Source organism: Bacillota bacterium (assembly GCA_040755295.1).
Lineage (GTDB): Bacteria > Bacillota > Desulfotomaculia > Desulfotomaculales > Ammonificaceae > SURF-55.
Genome location: JBFMBK010000007.1, coordinates 135,345 through 152,092 on the forward strand (window position 1 = coordinate 135,345; position 16,748 = coordinate 152,092).

Genomic DNA, 16,748 nt, shown 5'->3' on the forward strand with positions numbered 1-16,748 from the left:
TGCAGTGCAAGGAAGAACGTTGGAGACTAACCGGAGTGTACATAAGGGTACATGAGGATTCGGCTCCGACGAACTGACGCAGTAATGCTTCGCTTATCGCGGCGCCCCGCGAAAGAGGTACTATTCTTTGAGGGAGAGCTGAAATGCTGGTTGTACAAAAGTTCGGCGGCAGTTCGGTAGCGAACGCGGAGAAAATCAAAAATGTGGCGAAGCGGGCCTTCCAAACGCGCGCGCAGGGGAATGACGTGGTTGTCGTGGTTTCGGCGATGGGCGACACCACGGACGATCTGATCGCTCTGTCGCGGCAGATCACGGCAGAACCGGAAGCGCGCGAGATGGATCAACTATTGAGCACCGGCGAGCAGGTTTCCATTGCCCTGCTGGTGATGGCTCTCCAAGTCCTGGGGGCCGGCGCTGTTTCCCTAACCGGTCAGCAAGCGGGCATCTTCACGGACGGCGTTTACGGCCGGGCATCGATTACCGGGGTTAAGGAAAGCCGCCTGCGGTCGGAGCTGGGCAAAGGTAAAATCCCCGTTGTTGCGGGTTTCCAGGGGATGGGTTCGGAGGGCGACACCACGACCCTTGGCCGGGGCGGCTCGGATACGACGGCGGTGGCGCTTTCGGCGGCACTCGATGCGGATTGCTGTGAGATTTACACCGACGTCGACGGCGTTTATACGGCGGACCCGAGGGTGGTGCCCGACGCCAGGAAACTTCCGGTCATTTCCTACGACGAAATGCTGGAACTGGCGAGTCTGGGTGCGGTGGTACTGCACCCGAGGTCTGTTGAACTGGCTAAAATGTACGGCGTGCCGCTTGTCGTACGCTCGAGTTTCAACGATAATCCAGGGACCCTGGTAAAGGAGGATGCCGGTATGGAGCGGAAGTATATGGTGAGCGGGGTGGCACACGACTGCAAGGTGGCGAAACTCGGACTGTTCGACGTTTTGGACCAGCCGGGGGTAGCCCACCGCCTGTTTTCCGCCCTGGCGGCGGAAAACATCAACGTGGACATGATTATTCAAGGCGCGATGCGGGACGGGCGTAACGACATCGCTTTTACCGTTTCGGAAGACGACTTGAAGAGGGCGCTGACGGTGGTTGAAGGAATAAAGGAGGCCATCGGCGCAAAAGGACTCGTGCATGACGACAAGGTGGGCAAGGTCTCAATCGTCGGAGAAGGAATGGTCACCCGCCCAGGTGTGGCCGCATCGATGTTCGAAGCCCTAAGTAAGGAAGGGATAAATATTGAAATGATCAGTACTTCGGAAATCAAGGTGTCCTGCGTTATCAGCGAGGCGGATGTGCCACGGGCGGTAAGGGCGCTGCATACGAAATTTAAGCTCGACGCGGTCGCCGAGGAGTAATAGACTAAAACCGGGCAGCACCCGGTTTTTTTGTTATGGCTTCATGATTTTGTCTTGTGTGGATAAATGCGGGTCTGTCCTATATAGAAAAGTATAATATTTGGGCGATCTTGTCCAGCAATCAACATGGTTTGCATAGTAAGGCAACGATCGCCGTTCTACTGAACCATATACAGTGATTCGTTGAGTGCTGGATTGGCGGTTAAAAAAGACCTTTTGTCTTCTACGTGTCACAAAATCTGCAACGGCGGTGTTTACTTGTTAAAGAAAGAGGAGCGGAGCGCATTGGCAGGCCGAACCGGTGCGGGCGAAAAAGAAGAAGCGTTTCGCGCGGTTTTTGATACGTATTACCCCGAACTATGCCGGCGGCTGGTGCCTTTCCTTGGTGACCATGCAGCGGTGGAGGACGTGGCGCAGGAGGCGTTCTTAAAACTATACTACCGCCCGCCTCCGCGCGATGACAATGTGCCCGCCTGGCTTTTCCGGGTTGCGGTGAACCTTACCTATAACCAGATTCGCGCCGATGAGAGACGCAGGAAGCGGGAACAGGGCGCCTACGAGCAGCCTGCGGGGAATTGGGAGGATGAGGTCTTGCGGCGGGAAGAGATTGCCGGTGTGAGAGAGGCGCTTTCGCGCTTGGCGCCGAGGGACCGTTTCTGCCTGTTGCTGCGGTTTGAAGGGTACGGCTATTCGGAAATCGCTGCGGTCCTGCAGGTTGAGCCCGGCTCGGTGGGTACAATAATCGCCCGTGCCCGGGAAAGGTTTCGCCGGGAGTACAGCGCCGGGACACCGGAACCGCAAGGTCCCGGGAGCGGGAAACGAGATCCGGACGGATTGAAAGGTCTTTAGGAATAGATAAGCGGAAAGACGCCGCAAGACGGCCGGAGTGGTCGTGAGCACAGCCTGTGGCAATAAGGTAGCCGGCGTCTTCCGGCAAGGGTGAAGGATTATGTGTTATAACAAGGGGCGGTTACAAGCATACCTGGACGGTGAACTTTCCGCCCGGGAAATGGAGCAGATCCGGGAGCATATCGCTGCCTGCGAGGAATGCAACCGGATATTGCGCGAACTCGAAAGCAATGCCGCATTCGTGGAAACAAGCATCGGCGCCTATATTGATGCCATTACCGCGCCGGGGGATACCGTTGCGGCCTGGAAGCGTTTCCAGGACAGAAAGGCGCTCGGGGGACGGATGCCGGCCGCGATTGGTTCGGGTAGGGGGTTCAGGTTTGCCGCTGTCGCGGCGTCGTTCATCCTGATTTTCATTGTGGCGACGAGCATGCTTAAAACCACCGGTCTAAAAGAACAGATTTCTCCTAAAGCTGATAAACCAGCCGAGACGACGCAGGAATACGGCCGCGACCGGGAGGAGCCGCCCGCGGTTTTCAAAAGCGGCGGCCTGCCCAATAAGAGCGCCGCTACGGAAGAGGGCCGCGAATTCGGCGAGACGTTGAACCAAACGGGGGATTCGGAGGAGGGCCCCGCAGCGATTACCGGGGGGCAAACCGTCCCTGCACAGCCGGTTCCGGGAACAAACGACGCAGGGGAACAGTTCGGGTTGGGCTCGCTGTCGGACGGCTCGAAGGTTGAAACCGGAGGAGACGCGGACACGAAGCGCCTGGCGCAATCACTGCCGGAAGAAGCAGCCCTGCACGCTCCCGTTGCCCCGGCCTCGGTGCATGAGGTTTCCATAAGAGTAGCGGAGAAACAGCCTGTTATAATAACCGGGGACGAATCGAAAAGGGTATTGGAATGGTTTAATAAGGGGACTTCCGCCGGGGCTGCGCAAAGTTACAGTGCTTTCGATAGCGTTCCGGGCGGGCCTCAGTTATGCATCACCCTCTCCGACGCCAAGATAATAACGGTTTCCGGCGTCGACCCCGTTCAGGTGGAGGTCTGCCGCGGGGGGAGTGTTTACCGGCTCAACGCCCCGGAGTTGGCCGCGTATATCAGGCAGAAAGGGGGTGAAATCGTTGCAGGAACCGCAGAATAAGAAACGTTTTTCAACGCATGTGGTTATAGCCGTTTTAGTAATCGCCTTTTGCGGAATTTTCAGTGTAGAATATGCTTCCAGACATGACGGCCCGGCGGCGGCAGCGACGGGAACGGCTACGGTGACGGTGGGCGGCAGCGGTGAGGTCAGCGCGGCGCCCGATTCCGCAAGTATTTCGTTAGGCTGTACGAACCAGGCCGCCGGCGCGAGGGAAGCCCAGACAGCAAACGACCGGGCGGTTGAAAAGGTAATAGAGGCGCTTAAGGCGCAGGGAATACCGAAGGAGAAGATTCAGACCAGGCAGTATGATATCTGGCCGGAACAAAACGAAAAAAGCCAGATAATCAGGTACAGGGTAACGCATACCCTTTCGGTGGAGGTTAAAAACATCGATAAGGTCGGTGCGGTGCTTGACGCGGCCATTAGGGCGGGCGCGAACAATTCCGGGGGCATTTCGTTCGAAAGGTCGGACGCGTTAGTCCTCGAACGGGAGGCGCTTAAGAAGGCGGTGGCCGACGCGCGCCAGAGGGCGGAGGCCCTGGCAGGCGCGGCAGGAAAGAGCGTGGTCCGTGTGGTTTCCATAAGAGAAGTCGGCACACAGCAACCACCCGTACCCTACATGCGGTCGGCGATGAAAGTGATGGACGGCGCCGCTGAGAGCGTACCGGTGGAACCGGGTCAACTTAAGATTACGACTGCTGTAGAAGTGGAATTTGAACTGGGCGGATAGGCTTTTGCCGCATGTTTAAGGTCCGTTCAATGTGCAATTGCAGCGCTCAACGTTCAATGCTGGAAAAAGGGAAACGATATGAGGTATGCGAAATGCAACGCCCTCCTGAATTTTTAAAGGTTAAAAACCTGTAGGAGGGCGTATGTTTCATCTGTTAGGCTGTAATACAGATTGTTTTGTCAGAGTTAAATCCATTCATGATTAGAATCGGCTTTCTATATCACCAGGTCAACCTGCTGTATTACTCCCGCTCCGCCGTCTTCTTTCAGATATATTCCGGAACTTTGGACCTGCCCCTGGAGTTCATTCGCCTGGTCCGTCAGGCTGAATGCGGAACTTACATTGCCCAGGTATATAGCGCCGATACCCTTCTCTTTCAAAGAAGACAGGGAATCGTTGCCGTCCTGGTCCTTAGACCATATGAGCAACTTCTCGAAGATAGGGTCGGCTTCGTCGATCCAGTTGTTGCCGTCAACGTCGTATGTCTTCAGTTCCTCAAAACCTTTTCCCGTGGTCGGCCCGAAAAGCTCGCCCCCGTCGTTGATTGTCCCGTCGTCGTTCTTATCAAGGGCGAGAAATCCAGTACCGGGACGGACAAAACTAATCTGGTCTTCGGCGCCGTCTACATCGACGTCAAAGCTGAATTTCATGTCGGTCAAATCGGCCGCCTGGCCGTCGAAGTTGATGACCAGGGGATCCTTTACAGCGTCACCGGCCCTGAAGCTGAACCTTTCTTCGGAAAAGAACTCGCGGCTCATATTGAGGTCCAGCGTAAAGTTAATCTCCTTTCCATCCTTGGTGCGTATGGTCCCCTGCGCCTCAAAGGACATCGATTCATATTGGTAATATGATTCGTAAGAATCATAGGCGATCCCCCAGCCGACGCCCTGCTGCCCTCTCCCCTGGGCGGGCTGCTGCCCGTCTGCTTTTTCTCCCTCTGGGTTTTTATCGCAATCGGGTTTAAGATCCTCTGCCTTAAAGATCCGTATTTTTCTTCCGGTCAATTTTTCAATCAACAGTTTTACAATCATCAACTTGGAATCTGCGTTTACAGGGTCGTCTTTAACCTTTTCGAGTTTTGTCTGGCCGGGAGAAAAACCGTTATCATCCTCCAGCATCAAGGCGACTGGTTCTTCCTGGTTGGGGAATCCCTCCACAGCGGGGGGAGGCGCCGGCGTTCCTGCCGCTTGTCTGTTGTTCTGCCAGACCTTCAATGATTCTTCCCTGGTATATTGCTCAAGGTAAGTATGACTCGCAGATAATGTAATATTAGAGGTTCCGATCAACATAAATATCCCTCCTTATCCAAGTTATCGGCCTGACGGAGGGAATATTTAACCTTTTCTTCAATTCACTGCGGCGCTGAGGTAATTTTTTAATCAATACATTATTTTGCCGTTCATATAGCCCTGGACGTGGTCGAGCGCTTCGCCGAAGCGCTGGAAGTGCACAACCTCCCTTTCCCTGAGAAACTTCAAGGTATCGGTGACGCCGGGGTCGTCGGAAAGACAGATGAGGTGTTCGTATGTGGCACGGGCCTTCTGTTCCGCGGCGAGATCCTCGTGCAGGTCCGCAATCGGGTCGCCTATCGCCTGAATGTACGCGGCGGTCCAGGGAACCCCGTTCGCGTCCGCGGGGTAGACCGCTTTGTCGTGCTCCGCGTAATATCCGCCCAGCCCCGCCCGTTTCATCTGTTCGGCGGTCGCGCCCTTAGTAAGCTTATAGATTAAGGTCGCGATTATTTCCCAGTGCGCCAGTTCTTCCGTACCGATATCGGTCAACAGTCCTTTGGTCCGGGGGGTGGGCATCGAGTACCGCTGGGTGAGGTAGCGGACTCCGGCCGATAATTCCGAATCCGGCCCGCCGTACTGCGCCATCAGGTATTTAGCCATCTTCAGATCGCAGGAGTATACCCGGACCGGATACTCAAGCTTCTTTTCGTACATCCACATTCCTAATTTCCCCCTTCGTATTCGATTTCCCAGGGCCAAGGTTCTTCAATCCACCGCCAGCAGTCTTCCCTTTTGTTGTCTTCGTGTGTGAGAGGACCGTATTTCTCCGAGTAGAGCTTCCTGCACTCCTCAAGCTCCTGCGAGAAACACTTGTGGTCCTTTAAAGCCGCGGTATCGCAGGGGTGCGTGTCGAGAAACAACGCCAGCTCAATGGCGCAGAATTCGAGAGTTTGAATTCTTTTCAAAAGCGCAATTCTGTCATGGTACATGTCACAACCTCCTCCTCTGAGAATAAGCGTTCTTTCGGAGGGCGCGGCGATAAGCAACGCCTGCATTTCTTCTCGCCGCGTTCCGTCTATGTTACTCTTCTGCGGCTAAGTAACCGGCTTAGGGATGACTCCATTATCAGATTTCGTGGTTTGCAACGCAGCATGGACGACTCCCTATTCCTTTAATTATGAAAAGGGGGAGCCTCGGGACAATGGTACGGCGAGTAAAGATCCGGCCAGAGGGTGCCTTTCTTCAGGGCTTCTTCCGGCGCAAACTGCTTGCCGTAACATTGCGGCGGAACGTAGGCCGTGGTCAACCTTACCCGCTTGTGATGGCCGGATTCCGTTACGCCGGTTACCAACCGCGCTTTTTCCTTAATGTCTTTGATTCCCGGAAACTTTAGGTTCACATTAATCCCTCCTTAAGGTCAGATGGTGGACATTATTAATGCTTTAACCCGACTTGTGCCATCATATGACAACAGAGGGGAATATGTGAAAATGCGCGTTTTGTATCTGACATATTTCTTTATATAGCGCCAATAAATGGTTTAAATGGTTATATTGACAAGTTGATAAACGGCGTGGTATCGTAGGAAATATCCATAAAATGTGAAAGAAGTGAAGATAAACATGACTTTAACCGAAAGCACGGAAGCGGTATCTCCCGAAGAACGGGAACACGCGACCGCAGACTTTATAAATCACGGGTTCTATATGGACGACGGCGAACGCTTAACCCCGAAGGTTTGGGTTCTATTGGCCAATATAATAGGTTTTTCCGAATTGTTGATCCAGAAGCAGCGGAAGGACATGCCGTCTGAAAACCTGCAGTATCTACGTTACATCAGGGAAACAGGATTAAGGCTCGAGAGGCTATTGGAAGAAGCGCTCGGCGAACGTCCCCTAATCGTTGAACAACATGTGATCACCGTCGATGAGTTGGCGGATGCTTGCTCCAGGGTGGCAGAGAAAGAAGCGGAATCCTCACAGGTGAAACTGGTGGTTGAAGTTGCGCCGGAGGCTGCGGCGGTTTTTGTTCCCGAAAACCTGCTGGAGGAAACCATCAGCGGGCTTCTGCTGGTGGCGATAAAAAGCACGGCCATGGGCGCAAAGGTGGGTTTGCGTTGTTCATTGACCAGGTCGATGGTTTTGTTTACGGTATGGCGCAGTTTTTCGCCCGGCTGGCAGGCCGGAGCGCGGTTGGACGAGGACATCGCCAATACTGAAAAGATTTTAATGCAGGCGCGGGAACTGAGCAGGGCGAACGGCGGTCGCTTTTGGGTTGAGGGAACGATGGGCGAAACCAGCAGTTACTGTCTGCTCCTGCCGGCGGTGAAGACAACGTAAGTATTCAGACACGTGTTCCAGGTCAGAATAAAGAAGTCAGTAGCCAGAATATAGAATATAGAATATAGAAGCCGGAAGCCGGAAGCCGAGAGAATAGTAAGTGTATTCTAAACGAACCCCGAGCGGGTTGTTTTTTTTGTGGGAAGGGCAGCCATGGCTCCCGAATACGACATAGGAAAGGTATACGGATTGACGGTGCCGCCTTTTTTCTGGTATAATGGGCCAGCTTTCGAGGTTTTTCCGATGCCGATCCACATTAGTCTTAGTCTTCAACCGGAAAACCAGTGGTGGCGATATCTCTAAATGAAGACTGAAAAGTCCTTAGGCAAAAAGCAGATCTGTTTTTATCTGTCCGATGACGTAAGCCCTGTGAAAACAGAGGTTTTTACGGTTTCCGGGAAGGACTTCGATAGGAGGTAGGGCTGTGCATCCTGATATCGAGAGGGTTCTGCTTACGCGGCAGGAGATTCAGGAACGGGTGGCTGTTCTTGGGAAGGATATCTCGAAGGATTATCAGGGTAAGGAGTTACTTGCTATAGGGGTACTCAAAGGGTCGGTGGTGTTCTTAGCCGACCTTTTACGCGTTTTGACGGTTCCCGTAGAGCTCGATTTTATCGCCGTTTCCAGTTATGGCGCGGCAAGCTCATCGGCCGGCATAGTCCGAATTTTAAAGGATCTGGACCGGACGGTAAAAGAGCGGGAGGTCCTCCTGGTTGAGGACATAGTCGATACCGGCCTGACCTTGAAGTTCATCACCGAACACCTGAATTCGCAAAAACCGGTGGGCGTAAGGGTGTGTTCCCTGCTTGATAAGCCGTCCCGGCGGAAGGTGGATGTTCACATCGATTATCTGGGGTTTTCCGTTCCGGACGAATTCATGGTGGGATACGGCTTGGATTTCGCGGGACGTTACCGGAACCTGCCGGACGTCTGTGTCCTAAGAAGGGCAGTATATGGGGGTGGCTGATAATTGGACCCGACGTCCGAACTTGTAATAATCCTGGATTTCGGCGGTCAGTATACCCAGCTTATCGCCCGGCGCATTAGGGAGTGCCGGGTTTATTGCGAAATATGGCCGTACTTTACCCCGGCGGAGGAAATCGCCGGACGGCGTCCGCGCGGCGTCATCCTTTCAGGCGGGCCGTCGAGTGTTTACGAACAAAACGCGCCGGTGCTGCCGGAATCGTTCTTCCGGTTGGGAGTGCCTGTTTTGGGGATATGTTACGGGATGCAGTTGATGGGGCACCTTCTCGGCGGTAGGGTTGTTCCCGCTTCGTACCGCGAATACGGGAAGACGGTTCTTGAGATCTTGAGCGAAAAAGGACTTTTCGCGGGAATAGACCGGCTCACCCAGTGCTGGATGAGCCACGGGGACCGGGTCGAGGACGTACCGCCGGGTTTTGAGGCGACCGCGCGGACCGATGCGGCCCCTGCGGCGGCGATGGAAGACCGGGACCGCAATCTGTACGCCGTGCAGTTTCACCCAGAGGTGGTGCATACGCCGCAGGGCAAACGGATGCTGGAAAACTTCCTCTACGGTACTTGCGGGTGTGGCGGAAGATGGACGATGGGCTCCTTCCTGGAATCCGCCGTGGGCCAGGTTCAGCGGACCGTCGGCGGGGGAAAGGCCATCTGCGCTTTGAGCGGCGGGGTGGACTCTTCGGTGGCGGCGGCGCTGGTGCACCGGGCCATCGGGGATGCGCTGACCTGCGTCTTTGTCAATCACGGCCTGCTCCGAAAAGGGGAGCCCGAAGCGGTACGGGAGGCATTTAGTCAACTGGGGATTCCGCTCGTTTACCTCGACGCCGGCGCCCGTTTTTCTGCCAAGCTTTCGGGGGTGGCCGATCCGGAAGCGAAACGAAAGATCATCGGGGAAGAATTCATCCGGGTTTTCGAGGAAGAAGCGCATAAGCTTGGAGAGGTTGATTTTCTGGTGCAGGGGACGCTTTATCCGGATGTGGTGGAAAGCGGTACGGCCACGGCCGCCACGATTAAATCGCACCACAACGTCGGCGGGCTTCCGAAAGACCTCCGGCTCAAGCTTGTGGAGCCGCTCCGGTGGCTTTTTAAGGACGAGGTGCGCGAACTGGGCCAGGAACTCTGTCTTCCCGAAGAGATTATCTGGCGTCAGCCTTTTCCAGGCCCTGGTCTTGCGGTGCGCATTCTCGGACCGGTCACGGAGGACAAGCTTCAGCTCCTGCGCGAAGCGGACGCGATAGTTACCGGCGAGATAAAAAAAGCGGGGCTGGACCGGGAGATCTGGCAGTATTTCGCCGTCCTACCCGACATCCGCAGTGTGGGCGTAATGGGAGACGCACGCACTTACGCGCATACGATCGCCGTCCGCGCGGTGGACAGCCGCGACGGGATGACCGCGGACTGGGTGCAGATTCCCTATCCGGTGCTGGAGACCATCGCTTCCAGGATCGTAAGCGAGGTACCGGGTGTAAACAGGGTGGTGTACGACATCACATCCAAACCCCCGGCGACTATTGAGTGGGAATAGAGGTTCAACGTTCAACGTTAAAGCTTAGGTGGATGGACCTTTGGGGTCCGTTCAACGTTCGAAGTTCGAAGAGAAGGGGAATGTAGAAGGTAGAAGATAGAAGGTAGAAGGGGCAGAAGGTTGGAAGGCGGCGGCCGGGGGAGAACGGGAGGTCGTCAGAGCCTGAGCTTAAAGAAGGCGACCCTAACAGGTGTTACTCAATAAAACACGTATTGCCGCAGAACGGGCCGGTGGTGTATAATATATCGTGCGGAATTTGAAATAAAGGCGACATAGCCAAGTGGTTAAGGCGACGGTCTGCAAAACCGTTATTCGGCAGTTCGACTCTGCCTGTCGCCTCCAAACAGTAATACCAACGGTTTTAGGATTTGCCCATCTTAATTCTTAAGGTGCAAAAACGTGAAAACCGTTGTCCATAAAATGCCCCCGTAACGACAGCGGTCTCCAAAACAAAAAGGAGGCCGTTATTTTTATGAAGCTTCTTAAAGTTACCGCCACGGTTCCCGCAACATGGGAGACAGCTTTAGAAGAGTTCTTTCTTCAGAAGCAGGCTGAAGGCAAGGCACCCCGGACGTTAAAGGACTACCAAAACCACGTGACCGCTTTCTTCAAAGCCGAACCGGAAGCCTGGAAGGACTACCATACCCTAAAGCGGGCGGTTCTCAAGCACTTCGCTTCCCTTAACGACAAGAGTGCAACAACCTACAATCTGCGAAGAGAGTACATGAAAGCCTTCTGCAACTGGGCGGTTAGCGAGGGATATTTGACGGCCAACCCGCTTGATAGTATTCCTAAGAAGAAGAACGAAGGCAAGCAGAGAAGCATTCCAGAAAACGTGTTACGCAAACTATTAAGCCTGCCCGACAAAACCACCTATACCGGTGTTCGTGATTACGCCTTGCTCCTTCTGCAAATTGATTGCGGGCTAAGACCGGGGGAAGTATTACTATTAACGCATCCCTGCTTTAACCTTCGTATGCTGGAGATTATAGTCCCTTCAGATATAGCAAAAACCAGAGAAAGCAGGACGGTTGTTATATCGCCGCAGACCGCTAAAGCTCTTACAAGGCTTATATCCATAAGACCGGCTGATTGGACCGATGAAGTTCCCGTGTTGGCTTCTCAGGATGGAAGGCGGTTATCGGTTAACTCTTGGGGCCACCGGCTTGCAAACTACAGTGAAAAGCTTGGGGTTAAGGTTACACCTTATGATCTAAGACATAGCTCCGCCATAATGTCTCTGCGTAATGGTGCCTCAGCCTTCTTCGTGCAAAAACAGTTGGGACATGCCAGCCTTGTTATGACCAAGCGTTACGTCCACTTAGTAGAGGCTGATTTACACCGCGAACACAGCAAAGCAAGCCCTATAGGAAACCTTTTTCCTGCACGAAGCAGGGTGAAAAGAAGTCCGTATTGATATTTCATAAAAACGTATATCTTACCTTGACAGTAGAGGATGATTGGTTTTAACAGACGCTATTTTAACCTTATGCTGTATCGTCTGAAAAGAACCTTTGATTTCGTCTACGGTGTCTTATTTATTATTTTGCTTATTGTTGGGCAGATAGTATAAAAGGGCTTTATTATGGCGGTATAGGTCAAATGACAAACCGATGGATATCTTGTTGGATACCTGTGAGCAATCATGTAACATATGTCTATTTATGCTTATTTTTAACCAGCATATATCCTATACTTGTAACGCTAATAACACCAAAGACTCGCCAAAAGATTAACGTGTAATCTGGTTCGTTTACTCTAATATAAGCTGAGGTGTTCCTGTCATAAGGAACATGTGCAGGATTGTGGACAATAACGGAATGTGTTGGAGGATAACTGAAACAAACGATCAACAACACAACAGAGCCTATCACAAGAATTATTTTTTGCCACAAGTTCATAAATGTTATTTCCGTTTGTAAAAATATTAATTGACACAATAGGCGATTAATCACAGGGTTCAAATGCCATTAAATCCCCATATATTAAAAGTGTTCTATTTGTATCAATATTAATTGCTGTATCTTCATCATCACTTGTGTTTGATGGTTCTACGCGAACTTCAGGTTTTACAACATTATTTACAGCAACAACTAAATTATAAACTAAGTGATTTTTTTGGGAAAGGTATAACCTTTCTTTTGTCGTAGGTGGTAGTTTTAAGCATAATATAATATCGGGCAATGCTGCAATCGAATAAAAAGTTGCATATGTCTCATTTTGTTTTCTATAGATATCATCAATCATGCAGTCTTTGAAAATGAATGGGGAAGATTCATTCATTAATTTGTCTTGAACTTCAATCGTTAATGGCATATAATCTTCAGATTCTAATTGTGCTTCCCAGTCGATAGCATGGTATTTAGTTGCAAGTTGAGCAGCTTTAACTTGTTCTTTCTTGTTTTCTTCTTTGGACTTGCTGGTACTCTTCGTGCTTGAACTACAGCCGAAGATGGTGATAAATGAAAATAAAATGATACAGAGTACCAATGATGTACGAAACTTATCCATGGCATAACCTCTTACTATATAAATACAAGCTAAATAATACGTCGTCTTTTTCGCCAAGAAAAAGGTAAAATCCTTCTAAGAAAAAAGAAGCGTAATAAAAGTTCGAGAGGGTAATCAATCGCTTAATATTAAAGGGATCGACTTAATCATAACGAATTTACAGTTTATACTTACTGAAAATTCTTGGGCAGTTAAGGGGGGAGGCAAGTGTACCGAATCGACTATTATGAAATACTTCAAGTTAGCCCCAATGCTAGCCGAGAGGTTATTGAAGCCGCCTATAAAAGATTGGCTAGAATATACCACCCAGATTTGGGTGGCGATTCTGAAAAAATGAAATTGATCAATGAGGCATATGACATATTAGGCGATCCACAGAATAGAGCCGCTTATGATTTATCGTTCACTACAGACAATAACATAAATGAGAATAATACTGAAGTTAACACCAACGAAACTGATGATACTGAGACCAGCCAACCCACGGTTTTCGCCAATATTATTCTTAAAATATCTTTAATAATCATTCTCCTTTCCATCGGATTAATAGTAATCGTAAGCAACCAATATTTCGATTCAGATAGAGTATTTTATGAGTTGGGTAAGTTAATAGGACGTTCAATTTGGATCGTAGTTCTGTCTTTCATTTTGTGGAGGTATTTGTTTAGAAAAAAGCAAGGAACCGGTATCCTATGCTTTTCAATCCTTTTGCTTATAGCTTCAATCTATCAGTCTTGCTTAATACATAGGGATGTGCATATTGAGAGCGAAACAATCAAGGAGGTATTATCTGTATACTCAAAGATGGCTACCGGCGTTGAAGTAAGGAAAACTGAATTCGATAAAAAAGAATATGGCAATGCTGCCCCAGCACTAACATTGCTAAGAAATTATGCCTCTGATTTGCAAACAGACTGTACAAATCTTTTCAATGAAATTAATAAACAGAATTTTAGTGAGGTACTTGCTCAAGATACTTTAGAAAATCCTCAAAAAATTACCGAAGCACAGGTAACATTAAGTAACGTTTTGCGTATACTGGATGAATATGAGATGTTATGTAGACAAAGACGGGAACAATTAATAGATGAATTAGAGAAAATGGATGTACCTGAAAATTTTAAAGAGGAAATGATAAAGGGTTTTAATAAAACAAAAGATCAGGGTCTCAATAAACAAATTGAATTTATTGATATAGAAAGGTCTATAGTATTAAAAATTAGAGAATTACTGAATTTCCTCTCAGCAAACCAGGATGAATACTTTTTTAAAGACGGACAGATTTATTTTAATTCGCAAGAAGCGGTAGACTCGTACAACACATATATTCAGGAAATAAGCAGCTTAGCAGAAAAAGAAAGTTCTTGGAAAGTAAAATTTCAGCGTGAGGTTTTTCAAAAAGTTAAAGAAAATACAAATTTTCAATAACCACTAATTACGTTTAACTGCGTCCGCCTTTTGAAAATACAAATAAAAACTATTTTCCTCTTTGTATGAAAGACAGATTGCTTTCTCGTTGAGCCGCTTTTTCCGTCCGGAAATTCACTTTTTTTATAGTGTCGGAAAACCCTTTTTTTATAGCGTAAACAAAATCAACTTAAACCTTTTTTTATGGCGTGCAAAAACCGCATTTTATTATCCCCCTAGGAGTAAACAGAGACGTTACCTTAAGGGGTCGAGATAGAGTGCTTATTCTTCATGCTGATCGATTCCCTAGAATAAACACAAGACCTGCAGTTACGACAACAATTATGGCTGAGTTTAACCCAGTTCGGTTAACATCTATTTTAATCTCCCTATGCTCCAAGTAGGGTAAGTTTGCGTAAAAACCGGACCTTTTTGATGAATCATAATTCGGATTAGGTATGATTTTAGTTTCTGTAACTTTAACCGGTAAAACAAAAACTGCCAAACATAGAGCGATGATACCAAGAAAAATGATTATTCTTTGTATAATGTTTAGTTTCATTTTACTAATTAACCCCCCTTTCTTTAAATATGGATATCGTTTAAGTATTAAGAAAACTTTTTTATAGGTTGGGAACCCCTTTTTTTAAGTGTCCGGAAACTTCTTGTTTTGGTTCCGATTTGGCTTCCTGTGAAAGACTAATACCGCACCGGTGGTTATCACAGCTACAACAAGGGCATTTAACGCAGTACGGTTTGTGTCTGGTGCATTTTCAGTAACCTTTTCCACCCAAGGGCTATAAAAACCGCCTCCAGGGTGATTGACGTAACGTGTATCAACTCGATGAGCGGGCCAAACGAATACAGCCAATGCTATACCTACAATACCAAGCAGAATAATAAACCGTTGATATATGTTCACCTTCTTCATCCTTTCTCTTTAGCAGTAAAAATTCCTCAGAGACGAAATCCATCAAACACATTTTAGCACAATATACCTGTCAGACCTTTTTAAAAAGAAAATTGTTCAGGAGGGTTTTTACGAATTTAGGGAACCCATTCCCCGGCTTGATCCCCTACCGGGGGTGTCTCCACGATGCCCTGTATTGAGTTGCACCGCTCAGTTAATGTTACATACCGGAAAGTCATTTATCTTAGAAAAAAAAGCAGTCATACCAAGGCTTTCGGGGTTCTTTAAAGTATTACATCAACCCCGCCTAGCATGCTGTCGGCAACGGGCAACACATTTCCTGACGATTTCCCGCCTTGCAAAAAGCCTGCAGTTCTTACATACCTGTTGGCGATTGCTATTAGCCTCGAAGATCACACCGCAACGGGAACAAACCTTTCTCGGTTTGGGATGGACCGGATTACCGAACAACCGCCTCAGCACTTCTTCTTCAATATCTGAAAAAGGCAGATTAATCTGCTTATCCTCGTATGACTGATTAGTAACAGCAAGGACATTTTTCTTTGGGCCGGTAAACTGCAGGGCGAAAATACGATCATCTTTCACGTAAGTAGCCATTATTCTTAACCCTTTGGCCTTTGCCGCCTGGGCCAAGTATTTATTATCAGTGAGTAAACAGAAATCGCTTCGATTGAGTTGCCATAAGTCAAACAACGGCAATCCTCCTTTTTGGCATATTTGCACCAGGACCGCAGATATTCCGCTCCCCCCCGGAGGAACATGATTCCCCCTAGTCAGGGGGTGGGTATGCTTGTATCCTGCATAAACCATTGTAAAGGGATAGCAATAAGGCTGTGTGTAGAGCTACTTGACCACATAGAGGCGAGGCCCTTTTTCGATGATCGAGAGGATGCCTCGTTTGAGTTGTCGGGTAGAAAGGTACCATCCCAGCTTGATTAGTCCTTGTTTGGGAACCCGCAGTCGTAACCAAGCCGTAGGTGTTTGAAAATAGTATATGCCTGTTTCATCGTCTTTTTCGAACCATCGGATACCGGAGGCCAGTAGAGTTTCTACTAGTTTTTCTGACGTAGTTTCCAATAGGATAAACCCTTCGTAATCATCCCATTGAATAATGGTTGAACCTGTTTTCAATCGAAGAATCCCCCTTTCGGTCACTAGGTTCGCCTGAAAACCGCCTTGGCAAGTTTCTCTCCAAGAACATCCACAACAAGTTGCCGTTTAAACTTCCGCAGATTAGCCTTCCCGTCAGGGAACAAAGCGAAGTAACGCCGTTTGACTTCCTCCGGATCAGGTTGGCAGATTCGATATCGGTCGCCACGCTTACCGCTTTCGGGAACCTTTTCTATGAACCCCAAAGTGCAATATAGATTGATGCTTCGATTTGCCCTGTCTAAAGGAACCCCGGCTCGTTTCGCTAACCAGCGTTCAGAAAGTTTGACTTCTTCGAAACCTGCCAATGCGGAAATAACGGCTTCATCGCAAAAAATCCACCATACCCTTACCAATTCGGTCCCGTTTCTGTAGTTGCTTCTTTTAGTCCGTACCGTACCTTTACAATCAACTGGACATATAATACCTATATTGTCTTCAAACAGGGCTGAATAGGGGTGTCAACAGCGCTTGAAAATTGACCCCTTTTGGCACTCGAAATTTGACCCCCAAGGTATACTTAAGGTACCTACGGATTGTTAGCCGACAGATCACTTCCTTCCAGAGGAATTACGTCCAACGC

General features: G+C 49.2%; 16 protein-coding genes and 1 tRNA gene. 10 read left to right on the top strand and 7 right to left on the bottom strand.

Annotated features, from left to right (window positions below; all coding sequences use genetic code 11):
- Positions 1–143 precede the first annotated feature (143 nt).
- The 4 genes from AB1500_07240 (at position 144) to AB1500_07255 (ending at position 4,090) form a co-directional block, all read left to right on the top strand.
- Positions 144–1,367 (top strand): aspartate kinase, encoded by a 1,224-nt coding sequence (locus AB1500_07240; GenBank protein MEW6182957.1) that lies wholly within the window; start codon positions 144–146, stop codon positions 1,365–1,367.
- Between the two features lie 285 nt (positions 1,368–1,652).
- Positions 1,653–2,216, top strand: a complete 564-nt coding sequence (locus AB1500_07245; protein MEW6182958.1) for a sigma-70 family RNA polymerase sigma factor — start codon at positions 1,653–1,655, stop codon at positions 2,214–2,216.
- A 100-nt stretch (positions 2,217–2,316) separates the two neighbouring features.
- Positions 2,317–3,360 (top strand): zf-HC2 domain-containing protein, encoded by a 1,044-nt coding sequence (locus tag AB1500_07250; protein MEW6182959.1) that lies wholly within the window; start codon positions 2,317–2,319, stop codon positions 3,358–3,360.
- Positions 3,341–4,090: an SIMPL domain-containing protein gene (locus AB1500_07255; protein MEW6182960.1), complete on the top strand. Its 750-nt coding sequence runs from the start codon at positions 3,341–3,343 to the stop codon at positions 4,088–4,090. Before AB1500_07250 ends, AB1500_07255 begins: the two co-directional genes overlap by 20 nt.
- A gap of 215 nt (positions 4,091–4,305) precedes the next feature.
- Here the strand turns inward: AB1500_07255 and AB1500_07260 are convergent, their stop codons facing one another.
- The 4 genes from AB1500_07260 to AB1500_07275 all read right to left on the bottom strand — a co-directional run bounded on the left by AB1500_07260 (position 4,306) and on the right by AB1500_07275 (position 6,721).
- Positions 4,306–5,379 carry a hypothetical protein gene (locus AB1500_07260; protein MEW6182961.1) on the bottom strand — a complete coding sequence of 358 codons (1,074 nt, stop codon included), beginning with the start codon at positions 5,377–5,379 and terminating at the stop codon, positions 4,306–4,308.
- 90 nt (positions 5,380–5,469) lie between these two features.
- Positions 5,470–6,042, bottom strand: coding sequence for a manganese catalase family protein (locus tag AB1500_07265; GenBank protein ID MEW6182962.1), 573 nt, complete (start codon positions 6,040–6,042; stop codon positions 5,470–5,472).
- A 2-nt stretch (positions 6,043–6,044) separates the two neighbouring features.
- On the bottom strand, positions 6,045–6,311 hold the full coding sequence (locus AB1500_07270; GenBank protein ID MEW6182963.1) for a spore coat protein CotJB: 267 nt from the start codon (positions 6,309–6,311) through the stop codon (positions 6,045–6,047).
- A 182-nt stretch (positions 6,312–6,493) separates the two neighbouring features.
- The gene (locus AB1500_07275) at positions 6,494–6,721 is read right to left on the bottom strand and encodes a spore coat associated protein CotJA (protein ID MEW6182964.1); all 228 of its coding nucleotides are present in this window, start codon (positions 6,719–6,721) and stop codon (positions 6,494–6,496) included.
- Between the two features lie 223 nt (positions 6,722–6,944).
- On the opposite strand from AB1500_07275, the gene AB1500_07280 reads away from it, so the two are divergent.
- The 5 genes from AB1500_07280 (at position 6,945) to AB1500_07300 (ending at position 11,584) form a co-directional block, all read left to right on the top strand.
- Entirely contained in the window at positions 6,945–7,661 is a 717-nt protein-coding gene (locus tag AB1500_07280; protein ID MEW6182965.1) for a hypothetical protein, read from the top strand.
- A 424-nt stretch (positions 7,662–8,085) separates the two neighbouring features.
- Positions 8,086–8,628, top strand: coding sequence for a hypoxanthine phosphoribosyltransferase (hpt, locus tag AB1500_07285; protein ID MEW6182966.1), 543 nt, complete (start codon positions 8,086–8,088; stop codon positions 8,626–8,628).
- Between the two features lie 3 nt (positions 8,629–8,631).
- The gene (gene guaA / locus AB1500_07290) at positions 8,632–10,167 is read left to right on the top strand and encodes a glutamine-hydrolyzing GMP synthase (protein ID MEW6182967.1); all 1,536 of its coding nucleotides are present in this window, start codon (positions 8,632–8,634) and stop codon (positions 10,165–10,167) included.
- Positions 10,168–10,433: 266 nt separating this feature from the next.
- A tRNA-Cys gene (locus tag AB1500_07295) sits at positions 10,434–10,509 on the top strand.
- 130 nt (positions 10,510–10,639) lie between these two features.
- Positions 10,640–11,584 (top strand): site-specific integrase, encoded by a 945-nt coding sequence (locus AB1500_07300; GenBank protein ID MEW6182968.1) that lies wholly within the window; start codon positions 10,640–10,642, stop codon positions 11,582–11,584.
- 530 nt (positions 11,585–12,114) lie between these two features.
- Here AB1500_07300 and AB1500_07305 read toward each other — a convergent pair.
- Positions 12,115–12,678, bottom strand: coding sequence for a hypothetical protein (locus tag AB1500_07305; protein MEW6182969.1), 564 nt, complete (start codon positions 12,676–12,678; stop codon positions 12,115–12,117).
- A gap of 207 nt (positions 12,679–12,885) precedes the next feature.
- On the opposite strand from AB1500_07305, the gene AB1500_07310 reads away from it, so the two are divergent.
- A complete protein-coding gene (locus tag AB1500_07310) occupies positions 12,886–14,106 on the top strand; it encodes a DnaJ domain-containing protein (GenBank protein MEW6182970.1) in 1,221 nt (406 codons plus the stop codon).
- Positions 14,107–15,292: 1,186 nt separating this feature from the next.
- Here the strand turns inward: AB1500_07310 and AB1500_07315 are convergent.
- Both AB1500_07315 and AB1500_07320 read right to left on the bottom strand, forming a co-directional pair.
- On the bottom strand, positions 15,293–15,709 hold the full coding sequence (locus AB1500_07315; GenBank protein ID MEW6182971.1) for a hypothetical protein: 417 nt from the start codon (positions 15,707–15,709) through the stop codon (positions 15,293–15,295).
- Between the two features lie 150 nt (positions 15,710–15,859).
- Positions 15,860–16,147: a hypothetical protein gene (locus tag AB1500_07320; GenBank protein ID MEW6182972.1), complete on the bottom strand. Its 288-nt coding sequence runs from the start codon at positions 16,145–16,147 to the stop codon at positions 15,860–15,862.
- Positions 16,148–16,748: the final 601 nt, after the last annotated feature.

Excerpts from the sequence above, each read along its gene's own strand:
- AB1500_07305 (MEW6182969.1), bottom strand. The coding sequence starts at position 12,678 with ATGGATAAGTTTCGTACATCATTGGTACTCTGTATCATTTTATTTTCA.
- AB1500_07260 (MEW6182961.1), bottom strand. The coding sequence starts at position 5,379 with ATGTTGATCGGAACCTCTAATATTACATTATCTGCGAGTCATACTTAC.
- AB1500_07250 (MEW6182959.1), top strand. The coding sequence starts at position 2,317 with ATGTGTTATAACAAGGGGCGGTTACAAGCATACCTGGACGGTGAACTT.
- AB1500_07300 (MEW6182968.1), top strand. The coding sequence starts at position 10,640 with ATGAAGCTTCTTAAAGTTACCGCCACGGTTCCCGCAACATGGGAGACA.
- AB1500_07270 (MEW6182963.1), bottom strand. The coding sequence starts at position 6,311 with ATGTACCATGACAGAATTGCGCTTTTGAAAAGAATTCAAACTCTCGAA.
- AB1500_07280 (MEW6182965.1), top strand. The coding sequence starts at position 6,945 with ATGACTTTAACCGAAAGCACGGAAGCGGTATCTCCCGAAGAACGGGAA.
- AB1500_07240 (MEW6182957.1), top strand. The coding sequence starts at position 144 with ATGCTGGTTGTACAAAAGTTCGGCGGCAGTTCGGTAGCGAACGCGGAG.
- AB1500_07265 (MEW6182962.1), bottom strand. The coding sequence starts at position 6,042 with ATGTGGATGTACGAAAAGAAGCTTGAGTATCCGGTCCGGGTATACTCC.